This is a genomic window from Pseudoxanthomonas indica, from assembly GCF_900167565.1.
GTDB lineage: Bacteria > Pseudomonadota > Gammaproteobacteria > Xanthomonadales > Xanthomonadaceae > Pseudoxanthomonas_A > Pseudoxanthomonas_A indica.
On sequence record NZ_FUZV01000001.1, the window covers coordinates 107,039 to 127,341 of the forward strand.

Genomic DNA, 20,303 nt, shown 5'->3' on the forward strand with positions numbered 1-20,303 from the left:
CATGGCGAAAACCAAGTCAATGCAACTGTGAAAGTTCTCGTCGTCGCGCAAATGTTCATCAGCTAATACTGCGTGCAACCGCATTGTTTCGCCCGAGTCCGAATCCTAGGATGCCTCGCCGCCACACCGGCGCTTACTGGATATCTGGACTCCCTTCATGAAGAAAACCCTTTTGCTGGCGCTCGCCATTTCGGCGGCCTCGTTTGCTGCCTCCGCAGGCGAAATCAACTACAACAGCGTCGAGTTCGGCTACGCGCAGACCCAGCTCGACACCGGCTCCACGATGAACGACAAGAGCCTGCAGGACATGCGCCCCAAGGGCTACTACCTGAAGGGTTCGGTCGAACTGGGTGAATCGCCGTTCTACCTGTTCGGCGGCTTTGGCCAGGGCAACGACACCGCCACCGCCCACGTCGCGAACGAGCGCGTGCGCATCAATGCCAAGCAGCGCACCTACGACGTCGGCGTGGGCGCGCACTACGGTTTGAACGAGAAGACCGACCTGCTGGTGGAAACCAGCTACCTCAGCGACCGCGTCTCCATCGACCGCAAGGGCAAGCACGAGCGCGTCAACGGCGAAGCCGTGCGTTTCGCGGTGGGCGTGGACGGCATGATGACCGACAAGCTGGAAGGCTGGGCCAAGGTCAACTACACGCAGGGTGAGCTGACCTCGGGCGAGTTCGGCGCCGAGCTGGGTGCGCAATACTCCTTCACCAAGACCTGGGGTATCGTCGGCCAGTACAACTACGGCCGCGACGCTTCGGGTTACCAGGTGGGCGTGCGCGCCAGCTTCTGATCGACTCCTGGATTGTTGAACGTCACAAGGCCCGGTTCTCCGGGCCTTGTGCGTTGTAGCGATTGCAAACACGGGCGGCTTTGTCCACGATCCCCCTGCCCTCTCCCAGCACCGCTGCATGAGCCTGACATTCCCCCACTGTGCAAGCACCTGGCGACGCCAGCAAATCGTCGCCGGGAGGGCCGCATGAACCCGCCTGCTTCATCGCCACCGATGTTGCGACTGTCGAGCTTCTACTTCGCCTACTACGCGGCGCTCGGTGCTTTCACTCCGTACTGGGGACTGTTCCTGCAATCGCGTGGAATGCAGGTGGGTGCGATCAGCGTGTTGATGAGCCTGTGGTACGGCACGCGCATCGTTGCGCCCAGTACCTGGTCCACCCTGGCCGGGCGCTCGTCGCGTCCGATTCGCTGGCTGCACGCGGGCTGCTGGCTGACCTTGCTGAGTTTCAGCGTGTTCCTGCTGCCGCTGAAGTTCATCGGTCTGTTCGTGGTCATGTGCGCGTTCTGCTTCAGCTACAACGCGGTGATGCCGCAGTTCGAAGCCATCACCTTGAGCCATCTCGGCAATCAACCGCATCGCTACGGCCATGTCCGGGTGTGGGGTTCAATTGGCTTCATCACCGTGGTAGCGGCGTTTGGACCGTTGCTGGACTGGTGGGGCCCGGAGCAGCTGCCATGGCTGATGCTGCCCATCATGATCGGCCTGCTGGTGTCGGCGTATGCCAACCATTACGAACACCCGCCGACGGAAGGCTTGCACTACGACCAGCAAGGTTTCCGTGCACGATTGAAACAGCCGCAGGTGATTGCGTTCCTGGTGGCGGCCTTCCTGACCCAGGTATCGTTCGGCCCGTACTACACGTTCTTTTCCATTTACCTCAGCGAGCACGGTTACTCCGCTTCGCGACTGGGCATGTTCTGGACCGTCGGCGTGCTGGCCGAGATCGCGGTGTTCTTCCTGTCCGCGCGCATCTTCCGACGCTGGGATGCCGGCAAGGTCATGGCCCTGGCCATGTTCAGTGCGGCGTTGCGCTGGTGGGCGACGGCGCTATGGCCCGACAACGGTTGGTTGCTGGGCTTGGCGCAGCTGACCCATGCGCTGAACTTCGGCGCGTTCTTTGCGGCGGTCATGCAATTGCTGGCGCGGTTCTTTCCCGGCCGCCTCAATGGTCACGGCCAGGGCGTGTTCTACGGCCTGTCGTCAGGCGTGGGTGGCGTGATCGGCGCGCTGCTCGCAGGCCAGCTCTGGCGATTCAGCGGCAGCGTCGCGTTTGCCGCTGCGGGCGGCTTTGCACTGCTGGCTTCGTTGATTGCCTGGCGCTGGCTGGCCAGGAATCCGGTCAGCGCCGCTCAGTAGGCCGCGGCTGCGCGCGGCCCACGGCTGTTTCACCAGACCAGATCATCCGGCACCTGGAATTGCGGATCGGCGTACGGATCGTCGGCGGCCGGCGCATCCGGATCCACCTTCAGCGCCACGCAGGGTGCGAACACGGCTTCGGCTTCGGCCAGCATGGCGGCTGTCACCAACAGATAGCGGCCATTGAGCTGCACCACGCCCAGCTCACCCGCATTGAGCGCCTTGAGCTGGGTTTCGTTGACGTAGATGCGCTTGATCTTTCCGCCGTACGGAAAGTGTCGGGTAATTTCGGCACCCGCATCGTTCAGGCCTTGATCCTTCAGCAGGACTTCCAGCCTCGCCTTGGCTTCGCGACGCAGTCGCGCCTCTTCCTGCTTGATTCGCTCGGCTTCAATGCGCTCATCTTTTTCTTTCTGGGCGCGGATGGCATAGGCCTTGGCCAGATCCATCTCGCCGCCGGCCACGCGTGCAGGGCGCGACTGGCCCCCTGCCTTGGCACCGGCATTCCGTGGCTGACCCGAATGCGGCCCCTTCGCCGCCCCGGCGGCATGCGCCGGACGCTTGCCGCCGTCTTGGCGTTTGCCCTCATGGCGCTTGCCGTCCGGCTTGCGGTCAGGCCTTCGCTCAGGCTTGCGCTCGGGTTTCGGCGCGGGCTTGAAGCCCAGCCCCAGGAGTTGATCGCGGAGGGAATCAGTCATTGCGGAATACGGGTCAGTGCGGGACGTGCGCGAACAGGCGCAGAGGCAAGCCTATCAATAATGCGGCGGCGGTGGCTCGTCCGCCGCATCGGCATACAGGTCGCCGCGCAGCTTGCGCAGGTCGGAGAGCAGGTTCATCAACAACGCGGCATTGCGGCCACTTTCGGCGCGGGCATCGGCCAGCGCCTCGCTCAACTCGTTGACTGCGTGCTCCTGGAAGGCGAGCCGGGTTTCCAGCTCGACCAGGCGCTGTTCCAGGCGATCCTGCAGGAACAAATCCGGCGCGGGTTCAGCGGGCATGGACGGAACGTCCGCGGCCGATGCCGTAATAGGCCAGGCCTGCCTGCTCGACGTCACCGGGCTCGTACAGGTTGCGGCCGTCGAAGATCACGGCGTCCTTCAAGGTCGCCTTGAGGCGGCCAAAATCCGGGCTGCGGAACTGCTTCCACTCGGTGACCACGACCAGCGCATCGGCGCCCTCGAGCGCGGCGTTGGCGGAGTCGCACAGCACCAGATCGTCACGCTCGCCAAAGATGCGCTTGGCTTCCTCGTGCGCTTCCGGATCGTAAGCACGCACCGTCGCGCCGGCTTCCCACAGTTGCGCCAGCAGGCGACGGCTGGAAGCTTCACGCATGTCATCGGTATTGGGTTTGAAGGCCAGGCCCCACACCGCAAAGGTGCGGCCGCGCACGCCTTCATCCTCGCCCAGATCGAAATGGCGCTGGATCAATTCGAACAGGTGTCCCTTCTGCGCTTCGTTGACCGCTTCCACCGCATCGAGCAGGCGCGGCTGGTACTGATGCTGCTGCGCGGTGCGGGCCAGGGCTTGCACGTCCTTGGGAAAGCAAGAGCCGCCATAGCCGGCGCCGGGATAGATGAAATGCCAGCCAATGCGCGGGTCCGAACCAATGCCGTGACGCACGTGCTCGATATCGGCGCCCACCCGCTCGGCGATGTTGGCGATTTCATTCATGAAGCTGATCTTGGTGGCCAGCATGGCGTTCGCCGCGTACTTGGTCAGCTCCGCCGAACGCACGTCCATCACCACGATGCGCTCGTGATTGCGATTGAACGGACCATAGAGTCGCTTGAGCTTGTCCACCGCCTGCGGGCTGCTGGCGCCGATGACGATGCGATCCGGGCGCATGCAGTCGTTGACCGCATCACCTTCCTTCAGGAATTCCGGATTGGACACCACTTCGAACGGCACTTCCACGCCGCGCGCGCGCAGCTGTTCGGCAATCGCCGCATGCACGCGGTCGGCGGTGCCCACCGGCACGGTCGATTTGTCGACGACGACCGTCGAGCGCTCGATGTGCTGGCCGATGGTGCGGGCCACGGCCAACACGTACTGCAGATCCGCGCTGCCATCCTCATCCGGTGGCGTGCCGACCGCGATGAAGACGATCTCCCCGTGCGAAATGGCGCTGGCGGCATCGGTAGTGAAGTGCAGTCGGCCCGAAGCATGGTTGGCCTTGACCATCGGCTCCAGCCCGGGCTCATAGATCGGGATGATGCCGTTGTTCAGACCTTCCACCTTGGCGGCGTCGATGTCCACGCAAATGACGTCGTGGCCGACTTCCGCCAGGCAGGTACCGGTGACCAGGCCTACATAGCCCGTGCCGAAAATTGCTACTCGCATGCTGTGCTTCCGCTGAAAATTTCTACAGTTATTGCAGAATGCCCATCAATTCGACGTCAAAGGTCAGCGTAGCGTCCGGAGGAATCGAGCCGCCCGGCGCGCCGCTGGGGCCGTAGGCCAGGTCGCTGGGAATCCAGAAACGGTACTTGGCGCCAATCGGCATCAGCGCAACGCCTTCCGTCCAGCCGGGAATGACCTGGGTCAGGCTGAACTCCACCGGCTGGCCACGATCGTAGGAACTGTCGAACGTGTTGCCATTGAGCAACTTGCCGACGTAGTTCACGCGCACGCGGCTGCTGGGCAACGGACGTGCGCCGTTGCCTTCGCGCAGCACCATGTACTGCAGTCCGGACGGCGTGGTGATCACACCTTTCTGGGTCTTGTTGCCGGCGAGGAACTTGTTGCCTTCCTCGCGATTGCGCTGGCCGGCGCGCGCCTGCATGGCGGTTTCAAATGCCTGCAGCTGCGACTCGGCGTCGGTGTCCGACATCAAGGCCTTGCCGGCGCCCGGCAGGCGCGTACGCGCAGCCTGCATCAGCGTCGCCACGTCGATGTCCTGCTTGACTGCGGCCAGCGACGGACCGACCGCCATGCCACCCAGCATCAAACCGACCTTGGTCTTGTCGACGGCCGGCGGCTTGCTGCCCGGCGGCATGCCCGGAATGTGCTGGCCCTGGCTGACGGCCAGGTTCACGCGCAGCGCCTGATCCGTGGCCATCGCCTCGTCCTGCGTCAGCGGCGGCTTGCCACCTTCCATCGCACCCTTCAGACCGCGCTCGAAAGCATCCAGATCGATGAATTCGGCGATGGTTTCGAATGCCTGACCCACGCGCACGCCATAGGCGTAGCTGACCTTGTCGCGCTCAGTGACCAGCGCCGTTTTTTCCTGTGCAGACACGCTACCTCCCAACACCATTGCCGTGATTGCCGCCCATGCGGCAATGCCGCGAACCGACCGCTTCATGCCACTACTCCTGTCGGGCGCCCGTTGGCGCCAAACCAATATTGTCGCATGCAAGCTACCCGCAGGTGCATCGTCACTTGCGCGGCGCCTTCAGTTCGCGCTCGATTGCAGCCACCAGCACCGGGTCCTGTGGCGTGACCTTGCTCGGAAAATTCGCCACCACCTTGCCGTCGCGACCGATCAGATACTTGTGGAAATTCCAGCCGGGTTCCACCCCGGTGCTCGCACGCAGTGATCGATACAGCGGCGTCGCGTCGGGACCGATCACGTGGACTTTTTCGAACATGGGGAATTTGACGCCGTAGGTGAGCGTGCAGAATTCCTGGATCTGCGCTTCGCTGCCTGGTTCCTGTCCCTTGAAGTCGTTGGACGGGAAACCCAGCACCGCGAAGCCCTGCCCTGCGTATTTCTGCTGCAACGCCTCCAGACCCTCGTATTGCGGCGTGAAACCGCATTTGCTCGCGGTGTTGACGATGAGCAGCACCTCACCGCCGTATTTTTCGTTCAGCTTGACCGGCTCCTTTCCTGCCAGGGGCCGGTAGCTCACGTCCAGCAAAGTGGCCGCCCAGGCCGTCGCGGCTACCGCGACCGTGGCCATCAAACCCATACCAATCAAATATTTGCGATTCATTTGAGCGCTCCGGAATGCGTGCGGGGGAAGTATGCCTTTAGTTGGGTGGGAAAAGTGCCCAAGGCAGTTGACGGCCTGTGATTTGGTGTTATAGTTCAATACAACACCACTCACCCAATGAAGGGGGGGCCCGATGAACCCGAAACTGCTCAACACACTGTCCGGCCTGGCAGCCAGTGGCGCATTGCTGACCTTGGGTCTGCTCTGCGTCGACCCTCAAGCCCGCCTGCAGCCGAGCGCCAAGGATGGCAGTCCGCTGGCCGGCATCGAATCCACCATCGACACCAGCGCCGAGGTCGCAGAAGCGCAACCGCGCCGCCGCGCCCGCGCCACCCTGTCGATGCCCTATTTCTCTTTTGCGCAGTCGCTGCGCCCCCGGGGCTGACTTATGGCCGACATCCAGTGGAGCGATGGCGCTCCCATCTATCGCCAACTCAAGGATCGCGTGATTGCCATGATGCTAGACGGTGTCCTCAAACCAGGCGATGCCCTGCCGTCCGTCCGCCAGGTGGCGGCCGAATACCAGCTCAATCCGATCACCGTTTCCCGCGCCTATCAGGAGCTGGCTGACGAAGCCATCGTGGAAAAGCGTCGCGGCCTGGGCATGTTCGTGACCAACGAAGCCTCCAACAAGCTGCTCACCAGTGAGCGCGAGCGCTTCCTGCACGACGAATGGCCGGCCGTGGCCGAACGCATCGAGCGTCTAGGCCTGTCTATGGAAGAACTGCTCAAAGCCAAGGGGAACAAGTAATGAGTGCCGTCACCCACCACGAGACGCCCAACACCGTGGTCTCTGCCCGCGGACTGCGCAAGGCGTACAAGAACAAGCTGGCCCTGGACGATACCCGCTTCGAGATCCAGGCTGGCCGCATCGTCGGCTTGATCGGCCCGAACGGTGCAGGCAAGACCACGGCACTGAAAGCCATGCTCGGCCTGACGCCCTTCGAAGGCGACCTGAAGGTGCTGGGCCTGGACCCGCGCAAGGACCGCGATCTGCTGATGAATGATGTCTGCTTCATCGCCGACGTGGCCGTGCTGCCGCGCTGGATCCGGGTGAAGGAAGCCATCGAGTTCGTCGCCGGCGTGCATCCGCGCTTCGACCGCGCCAAGTGCGAACGCTTCATCGCCAACACCCAGCTCAAGCCCAACCTGCGCGTGCGCGAGATGTCCAAGGGCATGATCGTGCAGCTGCATCTGGCGCTGGTGATGGCCATCGACGCCAAGGTGCTGGTGCTGGACGAACCCACCCTGGGCCTGGACATCCTGTATCGCAAGCAGTTCTACCAGCGCCTGCTGGAAGACTACTTCGACGAGCAGAAGACGATCATCGTCACCACCCACCAGGTCGAGGAAATCGAGCACATCCTGACCGACGTGATGTTCATCCGCGACGGCAAGATCGTGTTGACCGCGCCGATGGAAGACGTGGCCGAGCGCTACACCGAACTGCTGGTTTCCGCCGATCAAGTGGAAGCAGCCCGCGCCCTGCGTCCGATCGACGAGCGCGCCCTGCCCTTCGGCAAGACCGTGTTGCTGTATGACGGCGCCAGCCGCGCCTCGCTCGCGCAACTGGGCGAGACACGCAATCCCGGCCTGGCCGATCTCTTCGTCGCCATCATGAAAGGAACCTACGCATGAACACCACCACTGTGCATGCACCGAAAAGCACGGCCTTCAAGTGGCTGTTGAAGCGCGAATTCTGGGAAAACCGCGGCGGCTTTGTCTGGGCGCCCGCCATCACCGGCGCCATCTTCCTGGTGATGACACTGATCGGCATGGGCCTGGCCACGGTCATGCATTCCGAGCATGGCGGCGCCGGTGATTCGATCACGCCGCAGGCGCTGGGCTACGCCGGCGATGTGTCGCTGCTGATCGGCATCGGCCTGGCCATGACCGTGCTCTCGTTCGTCGTGTTCTTCTACAGCCTGGGCTCGCTCTACGACGACCGCCGCGACCGCAGCGTGCTGTTCTGGAAGTCGATGCCGGTCAGCGACACCCACACCGTGCTGTCCAAGGTCGCCTGGGCGCTGCTGCTGGCACCGATCGTGGCGATGGCCGTGGGCGCCGTCATCGGTGTGGCCCTGTGGGGCATCACCTCGATCACCGCCGCGATCAACGGACTGCCTTCGGCCTGGGCCGTGGTGACCCACTCGCATCCGCTGCGCATGCTGGTCAACATCCTCGCGGTCATCCCGGTGTATGCGCTGTGGGCGCTGCCGGCGGTGGGTTGGTTGATGTTCTGCTCGGCCTGGGCCCGTCGCCTGCCCTTCCTGTGGGCGGTGCTGGTGCCGGTGCTGGCCTGCATGATGATCAGCCTGGTCGCCGCCATCGTGGGCAGCGCAAGCCACTTCGACTTCCCGTTCGGCATGTTGTGGTACGTGGTGGTCTATCGCGGCCTGCTGAGCGTGAATCCGATGTCGGTATACGCATTGCCCGAAGTGCATGCCAAGGCTGTCAATGTGGACGTTCACAGCGCAGATGACGTCGCCCGCGTCGTCGACATGAGCCAGACTTGGCAGGCTTTCGCTACGGCGGACTTGTGGATCGGCGCCGCAGTCGGTGCTGCGTTGATTGTCGCGGCCATCTACCTGCGCCGCTGGCGCGAAAGCGAATAATCCAACCGGCGCCGGGCAAGTCCCGGCGCCTTTGTTTTGATCCCGGAGTACGCCATGCTTTCACGCAAGAAGTTCGTCACCCTCGCAAGCCTGGGCCTGCTGAGCCCCCTCACCGCCCTGGCTACCCAGCCCTGCGCCAACAGCGCGCCACGCACGCTTGCGTTGGACCTGGCTGGCGTCAAGGCGGTCGTGTTTGAAGTCGAATCGCACGACCTGCGCCTGAACGCCAGTGCTGGCGCCAAGGGCCAGATCACCGGCCGCGCCTGCGCCTACGACGCCAAGGCACTGGAAGAACTGACCGTCACCCAGGCCCGGCAGGGCGACAAGCTGCTGGTCAAGCTGCATCGCGCCGGCCCCACCTTCAAGTTGTTTGGCGATCACTACGCCTATCTGGATGTGACGGGCAGCCTGCCCGACAACCTGCCGGTGCAGTTGATCGTGGGTTCCGGCGATGCCGAAATCAGCGGTGCGGCCATTGTCAGCGCCGACGTGGGATCCGGTGATGCCCGCGTGCGTAACACCCGCGGACTGGTCGCCGCCGAAGTGGGTTCGGGTGACATCGAAGTGGATGACGCCGGCTCGCTGAAGGTCATCACCATCGGCTCCGGTGACATCGAGTCTCATGGCATCCGCGGCTCGGTGGACGTGGGCGACATCGGATCCGGCGACTTCGATCTCGAGCGCGGCACGGGTGACGTGCGCATCAAATCCATTGGCTCCGGCAACGCCACCCTGAGCGGCGTAGGCGGCCAGGTCTGGGTCGGCAGCATCGGTTCCGGTGACGTCGACGTGCGCGATGTGCGCGGTGGCCTGAAAGTTGACAAGATCGGCAGTGGTGGCGTCCGGCACACCGGAGTTGCCGGCGAAGTCTCGCTGCCGAAAAACCATCAAGGGGACTGACCATGAAACGTGCACTGCTGATGATCCCGCTGGTACTGGCGCTGGCCGCGTGCAAGCCCGACACCACCGTCAATACCGATACCGGAAAAATCGCCCGTCTGGGCAACGGCGTGCTGACGCTGCAGTCCGACGGCGTACCCAAGGCGACGATCAGCGCCAACGGCGACCTCACCATCGATGGCAAGGCGGTTTCGCTCGATGCGCAGCAACGCGCATTGACGACGGCCTACTACAAGGAACTGGATGGCATCACCCAGGCCGGCATCGCGATCGGCAAGCAAGGCGCGCAGTTGGCCGGCAAGGCCGTGGGCGAAGCCATGCGCGGCGTGCTGTCCGGCGATACCGACCAGATCGGCAACAAAGTCGAAGCCGAGGCCAAGCAGATTGAGGCGAAAGCCAAGCAGATCTGCACGCACCTGAGCGGCTTGCGCAAGGCCCAGGATGCCCTGGCCGCGCAGCTGCCCGAGTTCCGCCCTTACGCGAACATCGACCAGCAGGACATCGACGACTGCGGCAAGGACGAGGACGAAGGCTGAGTCCGTCAGGCGGTGCGAGCCGCTGTTTGAAACCTGCGGCGTGGCGCCCATCAAAGGCGCCACGCCGTTTTTTCATGGACGGCGGTGCCTGGCCCGCGACGGGTCAGCCGCCACCGCCACCCGGCTTGCCATGGATGCCGCCCTTGGCCAGCACGGCCGGGTCCAGCAAGGCCTTCAGCGTCTTCTCCGGCAGGCCGGTCACTTCCTTTGCCACATCGAGCACCGGCCGGTTTTCCTTGTAGGCCTGCTTGGCGATCGCCGCGCCCTTCTCGTAACCAATCACCGGATTCAAGGCGGTCACCAGGATCGGATTGCGGCCCAGCGCCTGCTGGATGTGATCCTGGCGAACCTTCAGGCCGGCGATGGCGTCGTTGGCCAGCAGCCGCGACACATTGGCCAGCAACTGGATCGACTCCAGCAGGTTGGCGGCAATCAACGGCAGGGTGACGTTGAGCTGGAAGTTGCCCGTTTGCCCCGCGACCGTGATGGCTGTGTGGTGGCCCATCACCTGCGCGCAGGCCATGACCGTGGCTTCCGGAATCACCGGATTGACCTTGCCCGGCATGATCGAACTGCCCGGCTGCAGCGCTGGCAATTCGATTTCACCCAGCCCCGCCAGCGGCCCGGCATTCATCCAGCGCAGGTCGTTGGCGATTTTGGTCAACGCCACGGCCAAGGCACTGAGCTGACCGGACACTTCCACCGCATCGTCCTGCGCGGCCAGGCCTTCGAACTTGTTGCCGGCGCTTTCAAAACGAGTGCGGGTCAGCGTTGACAGGGCCTTGGCCACGCGCGGGCCAAAGCGCGGATCGGCATTGATGCCGGTGCCGATGGCGGTACCGCCCAGCGGCAACCGGCGCAAACGCTTGAGGCTGTCGTCCAAGCGCCCTTCGGCCGAAGCCAACTGCGCCGACCAGGCGGAGAATTCCTGGCCAAAGGTCAACGGCATGGCATCCATCAAGTGGGTGCGCCCGGTCTTGACCACCCGCGCCAACTGGCGCCCACGCGCATCGATGGTCTTGCGCAGGTGCTTGATCGCCGGCAGCAGGTCTTCAACGACCGCGAGTTGCGTCGACACCCGGATCGCCGTGGGGATTACGTCATTGGAACTCTGGCCCAGATTGACGTGATCATTGGGGTGTACGCCGCCCTTTCCGCCCTTGCCTGCGCGGGTGGCCAGGTTGGCGATGACCTCGTTGGCATTCATGTTGCTCGAGGTGCCGGAGCCGGTCTGATAGATGTCAATCGGGAAGTGCGCGTCATGCTCACCCGCGGCTACTTCCAGCGCGGCTGCCCGCACCCCGCGGGCCACGCCAGCCGGCAACAGGCCCAGGCCGGCGTTGACGTCGGCGGCGGCGGCCTTGATCAATCCCAGCGCGCGGATGAAACCGCGCGGCATCGGTCGGCCGGATATAGGGAAGTTCTGCACGGCGCGCTGGGTCTGCGCACCCCACAAGGCCTGCGCGGGAACCCGCAACTCGCCCATGCTGTCGTGCTCGATGCGGGTACGACCCGCGGCGGAAGTCTTGCTCATCACCGTCTCCTTGGGGGCGGCTGGCGCCGAAGGACCGGCCGCTGGCGAGCCTTCGAGGATACGCCAAGCGGGTCCCGACGCGTCTCGCGGTAAACTAGAACGCTCCCTTTCAGCGCCCCCAAGCCCATGTCGGAATCCGCCCTGCTCGCCCTGTCTCCGCTCGATGGCCGCTATGCCGCCAAGGTCGACGCCCTCCGCCCGATTTTTTCCGAGTACGGCCTGATCCGCGCGCGCATCAAGGTGGAAGTGGAATGGCTGCTGGCCCTGGCCGCCGAGCCCGGCATCAGCGAACTGGCGGCGTTCTCCGAGGCCGCCACCGCGCGCCTGCGCGCCCTGGCCGAGGACTTCTCGGTCGCCGATGCCGCCCGCGTCAAGGACATCGAACGCACCACCAACCACGACGTCAAGGCGGTGGAGTACTTCATCAAGGAACGCCTGAAGGACGATGCCGAACTGGCGCCGTCGCTCGAATTCGTGCATTTCGCCTGCACCAGCGAAGACATCAACAACCTCAGCTACGGGCTGATGCTGGAAAAGGCGCGCCGCGACGTGCTGCTGCCCAGTCTGCGCAACGTCGCCAGCCAGTTGCGCAGCCTGGCCCATGCCCAGGCGGCGGCACCGATGCTCTCGCGCACCCATGGCCAGACCGCCTCGCCGACTACCCTGGGCAAGGAGATCGCCAACGTGGTGGCCCGCCTGGATCGCCAGATCACGCAGATTGCCGCGGTGGAAATCACCGGCAAGATCAATGGCGCGGTCGGCAACTACAACGCCCACCTGATCAGCTATCCGCAGGTGGACTGGCCGCAGTTCGCCCAGCGCTTCGTCGAGAGCCTGGGCCTGGTCTTCAATCCCTACACCACCCAGATCGAGCCGCACGACAACGTCGCCGAGATCGGCGACGCCGCGCGCCGCGCCAACATCATCCTGATCGATCTGGCGCGCGATATCTGGGGCTACATCTCGCTGGGCTACTTCAAGCAGAAGCTCAAGGAAGGCGAAGTCGGCTCGTCCACCATGCCGCACAAGGTCAACCCGATCGACTTCGAAAATGCCGAGGGCAATTTCGGCCTGGCCAACGCGCTGTTCGAGCATTTCAGCGCCAAGCTGCCGATCAGCCGCTGGCAGCGCGATCTGACCGACTCCACCGTCCTGCGCGCGCTGGGCACGGCGTTTGGCCACAGCCAGGTGGCCCTGGACTCCCTGCTCAAGGGCCTGGGCAAGCTGACCGTCTCGCCGGAACGCCTGCAGGCTGATCTCGACGCCAGTTGGGAAGTGCTGGCCGAAGCGGTGCAGACGGTCATGCGTCGCCATGGCCTGCCCAACCCGTACGAACAGCTCAAGGCGCTTACCCGAGGTCAGGGAATCACCGCCGAGTCAATGAGCCGCTTCATTGAAACCCTGGACCTGCCGGAAGAAGCTAAGCAGAACTTGCGCGACCTGACGCCAGGGTCGTATGTGGGCCTGGCCGAACGCCTGGCGCGCGCGATCTGATCCAGCCCGGGCGTCGCCAGCCAGGGCCATCACCCGGTGACCTAACTGCCGATGGACCTGTTGATCAACATCGATGTGCCGGATCTCGACGCCGCCGAAGCGCTCTATCGACGCGCCTTCGGCCTGACGCCAGGGCGTCGGTTCGGCCATGCGGCGCGCGAACTGCTGGGCGCGCAGGCGCCCATCTACCTGCTGCTGGCCGACGCCGGCAGCGAAGGCACCGCAGCACAGCCGCGCCACTACCAGCGGCACTGGACGCCCATCCATCTGGATGTGGTCGTGCCGGATCTGGACGTTGCGCTGCGCACCGCCGAATCCGCCGGCCTGCGCGCCGAGACCACCATCCGCGACGCCGCCTGGGGCCGCATCGTCACCCTCCATGATCCCTGGGGTCATGGCTGGTGCCTGCTGCAGTTCACCGGGCGTGGCTACGATGAGATAGCCAGCTGATTGTCGCTGCGACTCCCTTCCCTTTTCCGTATTACCGAGTACCGCCATGACCCGCCGCAAGACCGCGCTGCCCATCGAAATCGACGCCTCCCAACTGCCGCCGTTGGGCATGACGCCCGCCGTTTTCATGCGCGACTACTGGCACAAGCGGCCGCTGCTGATCCGCAATGCCTTTCCGCATTTCCAATCACCCATCCAGCCCGAGGATCTCGCCGGCCTGGCCTGCGAGGAAGGCGTGCTGGCGCGCATCGTCAGTCATGACCGCGCCAACGATGCCTGGAGCCTGCGCAGCGGTCCGTTCCAGGAAGAAGACTTCCCGGGCATGCCCGATCACGACTGGACCCTGCTGGTGCAGGACGTCGACAAGTGGGACCAGGACGTCCGCGCCCTGCTCGACCATTTTCCGTTCCTGCCGCGCTGGCGACTGGACGACATCATGATCAGCTTCGCCGCCACCGGCGGCTCGGTCGGCGCGCACGTGGATCACTACGATGTGTTCCTGCTGCAGGCCCAGGGCCAGCGCAAATGGATGATCGATGCCGGACCCAATCCGCCGCTGGGTTTCCGCGACGACGTGGAACTCAAACTGCTGCGCGAGTTCACGCCCAGCCATGAGTGGGTGCTCAACCCGGGCGACATGCTGTATCTGCCGCCGGAGGTGCCGCACCACGGCGTGGCGGTCAATCCCTGCCTGACCATCTCGGTCGGCATGCGCGCACCGGCCGCTTCGGAGTTGATCAGCGACTATCTGGACACGCTGGTCTGCGACGCCGACGAGGCCATCCGCTACCACGACGAAGACCTGACCCCGCCGCAGGATCCCTACGAAATCGACGCGGTCGCGATGACCCGCGTGGTCGAGGCGCTCAATGCCCTGCGCATGAACGACCCGGACAAGCTGGGCGACTGGTTTGGCCGCTTCATCACGACCTACCGCGCTTCCGGCGATGTGGCGCCCGCGCCCACCCAGCGCTCGCGCATCGAGGTGGAGTGGGATCTGGAGCAGGGCGCGCAGTTGTTGCGCCATCCGTTCTCGCGTCTGGCCTGGCGGCGCGCGCGCAAGCAGGCCACCTTGTTCTGCAGTGGCGTCGACTACACGTTGCCGGTCAAGGACGCGCAACGACTGGCCCAGGCCGAACGCATCGATGGACCGCTGTACCAGTCGCTCTCGCAGGCTGGACGTGACGCGGTCTTCGCCCTGATGGCGCAGGGCCACTACCAGTTGGCGCTGGACGAGGACGAGCCAGACATGGACGATGGCCGCTGACAGAACCGGCAGACTTCCCTCTCCATGAATCAGCCTCGCTTCCAGGTCGAACCCGTCGACTACGCCAACGCGCTGCAGGACTTGCGGCAGGTGCGCGAGACGGTGTTCGTGCAGGAACAGCAGGTGCCGGTGGAACTGGAGTGGGACGCTCTGGACCCGTTGTGCCATCACGTGCTGGCCCGCGACGCCCAGGGCCAGCCCATTGGCACTGGCCGACTCACGCCCGAGCACAAGATCGGCCGCATGGCCGTGCTGAGCGCATGGCGCGGCCAGGGCGTGGGCGATGCGCTGCTGGCAGCGCTGGTGGAACAAGCCAGGCAGCGCCATTGGCCTGAGGTCAGCCTCAATGCCCAGGTCAGCGCCGAATCCTTCTACGCACGGCACGGCTTTGTCGCGCACGGGCCGCGGTTCCAGGAAGCCGGCATCGAGCACCAGGCCATGCGTCGCCGGCTCGGTTCGCCGACCGCCATTGACGACGTGCATGCCGCACGTGGACTGCTGACGGCGCTCATCAGCCAGGCCAGGCGCCAGTTGGTGATCTATTCGCGGGATCTGGACCCCGGCTTGTTCGACCAGCCGATCGTGCTGGATGCGCTGCGTCGGCTGGCCACCCGCGCCGAACCGGTTGAAATCCGCGTCCTGTTGCAGGATGCCGGCACACCGCAGCGTCTGCTGGCGCCGCTGCTGCCCTTGGCGCAGCGACTGCCCAGCACGTTCCTGTTCCGCGAAATCGACGACCCGGTGGATCGCAACTATCCGTCGGCGTACGTGGCCAACGATGCCGGCGGTTATTACTTCCGGCCGCTGGGCAACCGTTTCGATGGCGAGGCCGAGCTGGACGGTGCCGGTCGTGCACGCCAGCTGCGCGAGGAGTTTGCTCGCATATGGGAGCGCTCACGCGCCTGCACCGAATATCGGGCGTTGGGAATCTAGGCCACGTTGCCAGAGACGATACGCAAGCTGTCGTTCCGCTGACACAGGCCTGTCATGGCCCTGTCGAACAGGCCCGAAAAGGTGCGATTCGCGGCCAAGACCGCGAATCCCTTCGTCTTTAGTCCAATCCCTTTATGCCCGCTCCCCGTCATACGGGTATAATTTTGTGGTTGTGTCCGGCCTCTCCGGACCCACATCGAATCCGCCGGACCGGGATTTCATGCCCTGGTCCACCAAACTTCCCCACAGAAGCAACACGCCATCGCCATCGTGGACAATCTCCTGAAGCAGTTTGCGCAATCCTCGCAGCTCAACGGAGGCAACGCCTCCTACGTCGAAGACCTGTACGAGCAATACCTGGTCGATCCGGACAGCGTGGGTCCGAAATGGAAAGCGTACTTCGACGGTTTCAAGGGCCGTGAATCGGGCGATGTGCCGCATTCGGTGGTCATCGATCAGATCGCCCAGGCCTCGCGCCAGGCGGCCAACAACGGCTATGCCGCGGCCCCGGCCGCTGGCGGCGACGAGCGCGAGCGCAATGTTGGCCGTCTGATCACCGCCTATCGCTCGCGCGGCCACCTGGGCGCCAATCTGGACCCGCTGGGCCTCACCCCGCCCATGGCCACCGCCGATCTGGGCCTGGACTTCCACCAGTTGACCGACAAGGACCTGGACAGCGAGTTCAGCACCGGCAATCTGGCCGGCCAGCCGCGGATGAAGCTGCGTGACCTGCTGGCCCGCCTGAAGGCGACCTATGCCGGCGCGATCGGCGCCGAGTTCATGCATATCCCGGAAGTCGAGCAGCGCCAGTGGCTCTACCAGCGGCTGGAATCGGCCGCCGGCAACTACGGCCTGGACCCGGCCGCCAAGCAGCGCACGCTGGAGCGGCTGACCGCCGCCGAAGGCCTGGAGCGCTATCTGCACACCAAGTACGTCGGCCAGAAGCGCTTCTCGCTGGAAGGCGGCGACTCGCTGATTCCCCTGCTGGACACGGTCATCCGCCGCGCCGGCCAGGGCCAGGTCAAGGACATGGTGGTGGGCATGGCCCACCGCGGCCGCCTGAACGTGCTGGTCAACACCCTGGGCAAGAGCCCGCGCAAGCTGTTCGACGAGTTCGAAGGCAAGTTCGAACACGACAACGAACTGGCCCACGCCGGTGACGTGAAGTACCACATGGGCTTCTCGGCCGACATCGCCACCCCCGGTGGCCCGGTCCACCTGGCGCTGGCGTTCAATCCCTCGCACCTGGAAATCGTCGACCCGGTCGTGGTCGGCAGCGTCCGTTCGCGCCAGGAACGCCGTGGCGATACCGAACGCCAGGCGGTCCTGCCGATCCTGATGCATGGCGACGCCGCGTTCGCTGGCCAGGGCGTGGTGATGGAGCTGTTCCAGATGTCGCAGGCGCGCGGCTTTGCCGTCGGCGGCACCCTGCACATCGTCATCAACAACCAGATCGGCTTCACCACCAGCGCCCGCGATGACGCGCGCTCCACCCTGTACTGCACCGACGTGGCCAAGATGATCGGCGCGCCGGTGCTGCACGTGAATGGCGACGACCCGGAAGCCGTGGTGTTCTGCGCCAACCTGGCCTATGACTTCCGTCAGCAGTTCAAGAAGGACGTGGTCATCGACCTGGTCTGCTACCGCCGCCACGGCCACAACGAGGCCGACGAGCCGGCGGCGACCCAGCCGCTGATGTACCAGACCATCCGCAAGCATCCGACCACGCGCGAGCTTTACGCGGCCAAGCTGGAAGCCGAGGGCGTGGTGCCGGCCGACGGCGGCAAGGCGCTGGTGGATCAGTACCGCGACAAGCTGGACTCCGGCGAATACACCACCGAGCTGGCCAAGCAGAAGGGTGACGAGCTGGCGATTGACTGGTCGAAGTACCTGACCGGCAAGCTGACCGACAAGGTCGACACCAAGGTCAAGCGCAAGTCGCTGGACGCGCTGGCCAAGATCATCACCACCATCCCGACCGGCGTGGCGCTGCATCCGCGCGTGGCCAAGATCTACGAAGACCGCGTCAAGATGGCGGCCGGCGAACTGCCGGGCGACTGGGGCTTTGCCGAAAACCTCGCCTACGCCACCCTGCTGGCCGAAGGCCATGGCCTGCGCCTGGTCGGCCAGGATGCCGGCCGCGGCACGTTCTTCCACCGTCACGCGATCCTGCATGACCAGAAGACCGACAGCTACTTCCTGCCGTTGCGCCAGCTGGTGGAATCGCCGGAACAGGCCACCGTCATCGACTCGCTGTTGAGCGAGGAAGCGGTGATGGCATTCGAGTACGGCTTCTCCACCACCGATCCCAACACCCTGTGCCTGTGGGAAGCGCAGTTCGGCGATTTCGCCAATGGCGCGCAGGTGGTGATCGATCAGTTCATCGCCGCCGGCGAAGCCAAGTGGGGTCGTATCAGCGGCCTGACCCTGCTGCTGCCGCATGGCTACGAAGGCCAGGGCCCGGAGCACAGCTCGGCCCGCCTGGAACGCTTCCTGCAGATGTGCGCGCTGGAAAACATGCTGGTCTGCGTGCCGACCACGCCGGCCCAGTGCTACCACATGCTGCGCCGGCAGATGCGCATGACCACCCGCAAGCCGCTGGTGGTGATGACGCCCAAGTCGCTGCTGCGCCACAAGCTGGCCGTGTCCAGCCTGGACGAACTGGCCAACGGCGAATTCCAGCACCTGATTGGCGACGCCTCGGCCGACCCGAAGAAGGTCAAGCGCGTCGTGCTCTGCTCGGGCAAGGTCTATTACGACCTGCTCGAAGACCAGCAGAAGCGCGGCCAGGACGACGTGGCCATCGTGCGCGTGGAGCAGTTGTATCCGTTCCCTCGCGAAGCGCTGGCCGCCGAGCTCAAGCGCTTCAACAAGGCCGCTGACGTGGTCTGGTGCCAGGAAGAGCCGCAGAACCAGGGTGCGTGGTACCAGATCCGCCACCACCTCAACGCCTGCCTGGCCGAGAAGCAGAGCCTGCACTATGCCGGCCGTTCGCGTTCGCCCTCGCCGGCTGCCGGCCATTTTGCCGAGCACGTGGAAGAACAGCTCAAGCTGGTCGCCGACGCGCTGGTCAATTCCTTCAACAACGACGTCGTCGCCGAATAATCGCGACGCTCGCCCCTCTTACCGCATACGAACCACAACAGGACGTCTTCACCCATGGCCACCGAAGTCAAAGTTCCCGTTCTCCCCGAATCCGTGTCTGACGCGACCATCGCCACCTGGCACAAGAAGGTGGGTGATGCGGTCAAGCGCGACGAGAACCTGCTGGACCTGGAAACCGACAAGGTCGTGCTGGAAGTGCCCTCGCCCGTCGATGGCGTGCTGAAGGAAATCAAGTTCAAGGAAGGCGACACCGTCACCAGCCAGCAGCTGCTGGCCGTGATCGAGGAAGGCGCCGCCGCGGCCGCGCCGGCCCCGGCCGCCGAGGAGAAGAAGCCCGCCGCCGGCGCGCAGGAAGTGCAGCCCAAGGCCGAAGCCGCCAAGAGCGACGCCGCGGCCCCGTCCAGCACCAAGCCGGCGCCCGCAGGCAGCAGTGCCACCGACGCGCTGCCGCCGGGTGCACGCTTCACCGCCGTGACGCAGAACATCGACCCTTCGCAGGTCGAAGGCACCGGCCGCCGTGGCGCCGTGACCAAGGAAGACCTGGTCAACTACGCCAGCGGCAAGACCGCCGGCGTGTCCGCTGGCGCCCGTCCGGAAGAGCGCGTGCCGATGACCCGCATCCGTGCGCGCATCGCCGAGCGCCTGATGCAGTCCAAGAACTCGATCGCCATGCTGACCTCGTTCAACGAAGTCAACCTGGGCAAGGTCATGGCCATGCGCAAGGAGCTGGGCGAGTCGTTCGAGAAGGCCAATGGCATCAAGCTGGGTTTCATGAGCTTCTTCGCCAAGGCCGCGGCCAACGCGCTGCAGCGCCACCCGGTGGTCAACGCCTCGGTCGACGGCAACGACGTGATCTATCACGGCTACGCCGACATCTCGATCGCCGTGTCCACCGACAAGGGCCTGGTCACGCCGGTGCTGCGCAATGTCGAGCGCCTGGGTTTTGCCGACATCGAAAAGGGCATTGCCGAATACGCCAAGAAGGCGCGCGACGGCAAGCTGGGCCTGGATGATCTGCAGGGCGGCACCTTCACCATCACCAACGGCGGCACCTTCGGCTCGCTGATGTCCACCCCGATCGTCAACCCGCCGCAGAGCGCCATCCTGGGCATGCACGCGATCAAGGAACGCGCCATCGTCGAGAACGGACAGGTCATCGCCGCGCCGATGATGTACATCGCGCTGTCCTACGATCACCGCATCATCGACGGCAAGGACGCGGTGCTGTTCCTGGTCGACATCAAGAACCAGCTGGAAAATCCGCATCGCATGCTGTTGGGCATGTAATCCACTGCCCCTCTCCCGCGTGCGGGAGAGGGTTGGGGTGAGGGCCTGCTCCCTCGCCTGCACTCATCCGGCGCTACGCGCCACCTTCTCCC

General features: G+C 64.7%; 19 protein-coding genes and 1 pseudogene. 14 read left to right on the forward strand and 6 right to left on the reverse strand.

Annotated features, from left to right (window positions below; translation table 11 throughout):
* Positions 1-157: 157 nt before the first annotated feature.
* Together B5X78_RS00495 and B5X78_RS00500 are read left to right on the forward strand one after the other, a co-directional pair.
* The gene (locus tag B5X78_RS00495; protein WP_139381335.1) at positions 158-796 is read left to right on the forward strand and encodes an autotransporter outer membrane beta-barrel domain-containing protein; all 639 of its coding nucleotides are present in this window, start codon (positions 158-160) and stop codon (positions 794-796) included.
* A gap of 186 nt (positions 797-982) precedes the next feature.
* Positions 983-2,155 (forward strand): MFS transporter, encoded by a 1,173-nt coding sequence (locus B5X78_RS00500; RefSeq protein WP_079722548.1) that lies wholly within the window; start codon positions 983-985, stop codon positions 2,153-2,155.
* Between the two features lie 29 nt (positions 2,156-2,184).
* Here B5X78_RS00500 and B5X78_RS00505 read toward each other — a convergent pair whose 3' ends face one another.
* The 5 genes from B5X78_RS00505 to B5X78_RS00525 all read right to left on the reverse strand — a co-directional run bounded on the left by B5X78_RS00505 (position 2,185) and on the right by B5X78_RS00525 (position 6,066).
* Complete coding sequence (locus B5X78_RS00505; protein WP_079722549.1) at positions 2,185-2,853, reverse strand: DUF2058 domain-containing protein; 669 nt, start codon at positions 2,851-2,853, stop codon at positions 2,185-2,187.
* A 54-nt stretch (positions 2,854-2,907) separates the two neighbouring features.
* Positions 2,908-3,153 carry a SlyX family protein gene (locus B5X78_RS00510; RefSeq protein ID WP_079722550.1) on the reverse strand — a complete coding sequence of 82 codons (246 nt, stop codon included), beginning with the start codon at positions 3,151-3,153 and terminating at the stop codon, positions 2,908-2,910.
* Positions 3,143-4,495 (reverse strand): UDP-glucose dehydrogenase family protein, encoded by a 1,353-nt coding sequence (locus B5X78_RS00515; protein ID WP_079722551.1) that lies wholly within the window; start codon positions 4,493-4,495, stop codon positions 3,143-3,145. The genes B5X78_RS00510 and B5X78_RS00515 overlap by 11 nt, the downstream gene beginning before the upstream one ends.
* A gap of 28 nt (positions 4,496-4,523) precedes the next feature.
* Positions 4,524-5,459 (reverse strand): FKBP-type peptidyl-prolyl cis-trans isomerase, encoded by a 936-nt coding sequence (locus tag B5X78_RS00520; RefSeq protein ID WP_079722552.1) that lies wholly within the window; start codon positions 5,457-5,459, stop codon positions 4,524-4,526.
* Between the two features lie 73 nt (positions 5,460-5,532).
* A complete protein-coding gene (locus tag B5X78_RS00525; protein ID WP_229731038.1) occupies positions 5,533-6,066 on the reverse strand; it encodes a glutathione peroxidase in 534 nt (177 codons plus the stop codon).
* 157 nt (positions 6,067-6,223) lie between these two features.
* On the opposite strand from B5X78_RS00525, the gene B5X78_RS00530 reads away from it, so the two are divergent.
* From B5X78_RS00530 to B5X78_RS00555, 6 genes are read left to right on the forward strand one after another with little or no spacing between them, the layout of a single operon-like run.
* Positions 6,224-6,475, forward strand: coding sequence for a hypothetical protein (locus B5X78_RS00530; RefSeq protein ID WP_079722554.1), 252 nt, complete (start codon positions 6,224-6,226; stop codon positions 6,473-6,475).
* A gap of 3 nt (positions 6,476-6,478) precedes the next feature.
* Complete coding sequence (locus tag B5X78_RS00535) at positions 6,479-6,841, forward strand: GntR family transcriptional regulator (RefSeq protein WP_079722555.1); 363 nt, start codon at positions 6,479-6,481, stop codon at positions 6,839-6,841.
* A complete protein-coding gene (locus B5X78_RS00540; RefSeq protein WP_079722556.1) occupies positions 6,841-7,728 on the forward strand; it encodes an ABC transporter ATP-binding protein in 888 nt (295 codons plus the stop codon). Before B5X78_RS00535 ends, B5X78_RS00540 begins: the two co-directional genes overlap by 1 nt.
* Entirely contained in the window at positions 7,725-8,705 is a 981-nt protein-coding gene (locus B5X78_RS00545; protein ID WP_079722557.1) for an ABC transporter permease, read from the forward strand. Before B5X78_RS00540 ends, B5X78_RS00545 begins: the two co-directional genes overlap by 4 nt.
* 54 nt (positions 8,706-8,759) lie before the next feature.
* Positions 8,760-9,605 (forward strand): DUF4097 family beta strand repeat-containing protein, encoded by an 846-nt coding sequence (locus tag B5X78_RS00550; protein ID WP_079724353.1) that lies wholly within the window; start codon positions 8,760-8,762, stop codon positions 9,603-9,605.
* A 2-nt stretch (positions 9,606-9,607) separates the two neighbouring features.
* Positions 9,608-10,141, forward strand: coding sequence for a DUF2884 family protein (locus B5X78_RS00555; protein WP_079722558.1), 534 nt, complete (start codon positions 9,608-9,610; stop codon positions 10,139-10,141).
* A 103-nt stretch (positions 10,142-10,244) separates the two neighbouring features.
* On the opposite strand, the gene B5X78_RS00560 is transcribed toward B5X78_RS00555, so the two are convergent.
* Positions 10,245-11,675: a class II fumarate hydratase gene (locus B5X78_RS00560; RefSeq protein ID WP_139381336.1), complete on the reverse strand. Its 1,431-nt coding sequence runs from the start codon at positions 11,673-11,675 to the stop codon at positions 10,245-10,247.
* 126 nt (positions 11,676-11,801) lie between these two features.
* Here B5X78_RS00560 and purB point away from each other — a divergent pair, with 126 nt between their 5' ends.
* From purB to sucB, 6 genes and pseudogenes are all read left to right on the forward strand, one after another.
* On the forward strand, positions 11,802-13,169 hold the full coding sequence (purB, locus tag B5X78_RS00565; RefSeq protein WP_079722559.1) for an adenylosuccinate lyase: 1,368 nt from the start codon (positions 11,802-11,804) through the stop codon (positions 13,167-13,169).
* A gap of 51 nt (positions 13,170-13,220) precedes the next feature.
* Complete coding sequence (locus B5X78_RS00570) at positions 13,221-13,619, forward strand: VOC family protein (protein WP_079722560.1); 399 nt, start codon at positions 13,221-13,223, stop codon at positions 13,617-13,619.
* Between the two features lie 46 nt (positions 13,620-13,665).
* Positions 13,666-14,877: pseudogene (locus B5X78_RS00575) on the forward strand (ribosomal protein uL16 3-hydroxylase); the annotation flags it as partial.
* Positions 14,878-14,910: 33 nt separating this feature from the next.
* Positions 14,911-15,819 carry a GNAT family N-acetyltransferase gene (locus tag B5X78_RS00580; protein ID WP_079722562.1) on the forward strand — a complete coding sequence of 303 codons (909 nt, stop codon included), beginning with the start codon at positions 14,911-14,913 and terminating at the stop codon, positions 15,817-15,819.
* A 270-nt stretch (positions 15,820-16,089) separates the two neighbouring features.
* Positions 16,090-18,924 (forward strand): 2-oxoglutarate dehydrogenase E1 component, encoded by a 2,835-nt coding sequence (locus B5X78_RS00585; RefSeq protein ID WP_079722563.1) that lies wholly within the window; start codon positions 16,090-16,092, stop codon positions 18,922-18,924.
* A gap of 54 nt (positions 18,925-18,978) precedes the next feature.
* Positions 18,979-20,211, forward strand: coding sequence for a dihydrolipoyllysine-residue succinyltransferase (gene sucB / locus B5X78_RS00590; RefSeq protein WP_079722564.1), 1,233 nt, complete (start codon positions 18,979-18,981; stop codon positions 20,209-20,211).
* Positions 20,212-20,303 lie beyond the last annotated feature (92 nt).

What these genes read in the sequence shown, in the direction of transcription:
- purB (WP_079722559.1), top strand. Translation starts at nt 11,802, where the DNA reads ATGTCGGAATCCGCCCTGCTCGCCCTGTCTCCGCTCGATGGCCGCTAT.
- B5X78_RS00560 (WP_139381336.1), bottom strand. Translation starts at nt 11,675, where the DNA reads ATGAGCAAGACTTCCGCCGCGGGTCGTACCCGCATCGAGCACGACAGC.
- B5X78_RS00535 (WP_079722555.1), top strand. Translation starts at nt 6,479, where the DNA reads ATGGCCGACATCCAGTGGAGCGATGGCGCTCCCATCTATCGCCAACTC.
- B5X78_RS00525 (WP_229731038.1), bottom strand. Translation starts at nt 6,066, where the DNA reads ATGGGTTTGATGGCCACGGTCGCGGTAGCCGCGACGGCCTGGGCGGCC.
- B5X78_RS00505 (WP_079722549.1), bottom strand. Translation starts at nt 2,853, where the DNA reads ATGACTGATTCCCTCCGCGATCAACTCCTGGGGCTGGGCTTCAAGCCC.
- B5X78_RS00550 (WP_079724353.1), top strand. Translation starts at nt 8,760, where the DNA reads ATGCTTTCACGCAAGAAGTTCGTCACCCTCGCAAGCCTGGGCCTGCTG.
- B5X78_RS00515 (WP_079722551.1), bottom strand. Translation starts at nt 4,495, where the DNA reads ATGCGAGTAGCAATTTTCGGCACGGGCTATGTAGGCCTGGTCACCGGT.
- B5X78_RS00500 (WP_079722548.1), top strand. Translation starts at nt 983, where the DNA reads ATGAACCCGCCTGCTTCATCGCCACCGATGTTGCGACTGTCGAGCTTC.
- B5X78_RS00545 (WP_079722557.1), top strand. Translation starts at nt 7,725, where the DNA reads ATGAACACCACCACTGTGCATGCACCGAAAAGCACGGCCTTCAAGTGG.
- B5X78_RS00555 (WP_079722558.1), top strand. Translation starts at nt 9,608, where the DNA reads ATGAAACGTGCACTGCTGATGATCCCGCTGGTACTGGCGCTGGCCGCG.
- B5X78_RS00495 (WP_139381335.1), top strand. Translation starts at nt 158, where the DNA reads ATGAAGAAAACCCTTTTGCTGGCGCTCGCCATTTCGGCGGCCTCGTTT.
- B5X78_RS00570 (WP_079722560.1), top strand. Translation starts at nt 13,221, where the DNA reads ATGGACCTGTTGATCAACATCGATGTGCCGGATCTCGACGCCGCCGAA.
- B5X78_RS00530 (WP_079722554.1), top strand. Translation starts at nt 6,224, where the DNA reads ATGAACCCGAAACTGCTCAACACACTGTCCGGCCTGGCAGCCAGTGGC.
- B5X78_RS00510 (WP_079722550.1), bottom strand. Translation starts at nt 3,153, where the DNA reads ATGCCCGCTGAACCCGCGCCGGATTTGTTCCTGCAGGATCGCCTGGAA.
- sucB (WP_079722564.1), top strand. Translation starts at nt 18,979, where the DNA reads ATGGCCACCGAAGTCAAAGTTCCCGTTCTCCCCGAATCCGTGTCTGAC.
- B5X78_RS00580 (WP_079722562.1), top strand. Translation starts at nt 14,911, where the DNA reads ATGAATCAGCCTCGCTTCCAGGTCGAACCCGTCGACTACGCCAACGCG.
- B5X78_RS00540 (WP_079722556.1), top strand. Translation starts at nt 6,841, where the DNA reads ATGAGTGCCGTCACCCACCACGAGACGCCCAACACCGTGGTCTCTGCC.
- B5X78_RS00520 (WP_079722552.1), bottom strand. Translation starts at nt 5,459, where the DNA reads ATGAAGCGGTCGGTTCGCGGCATTGCCGCATGGGCGGCAATCACGGCA.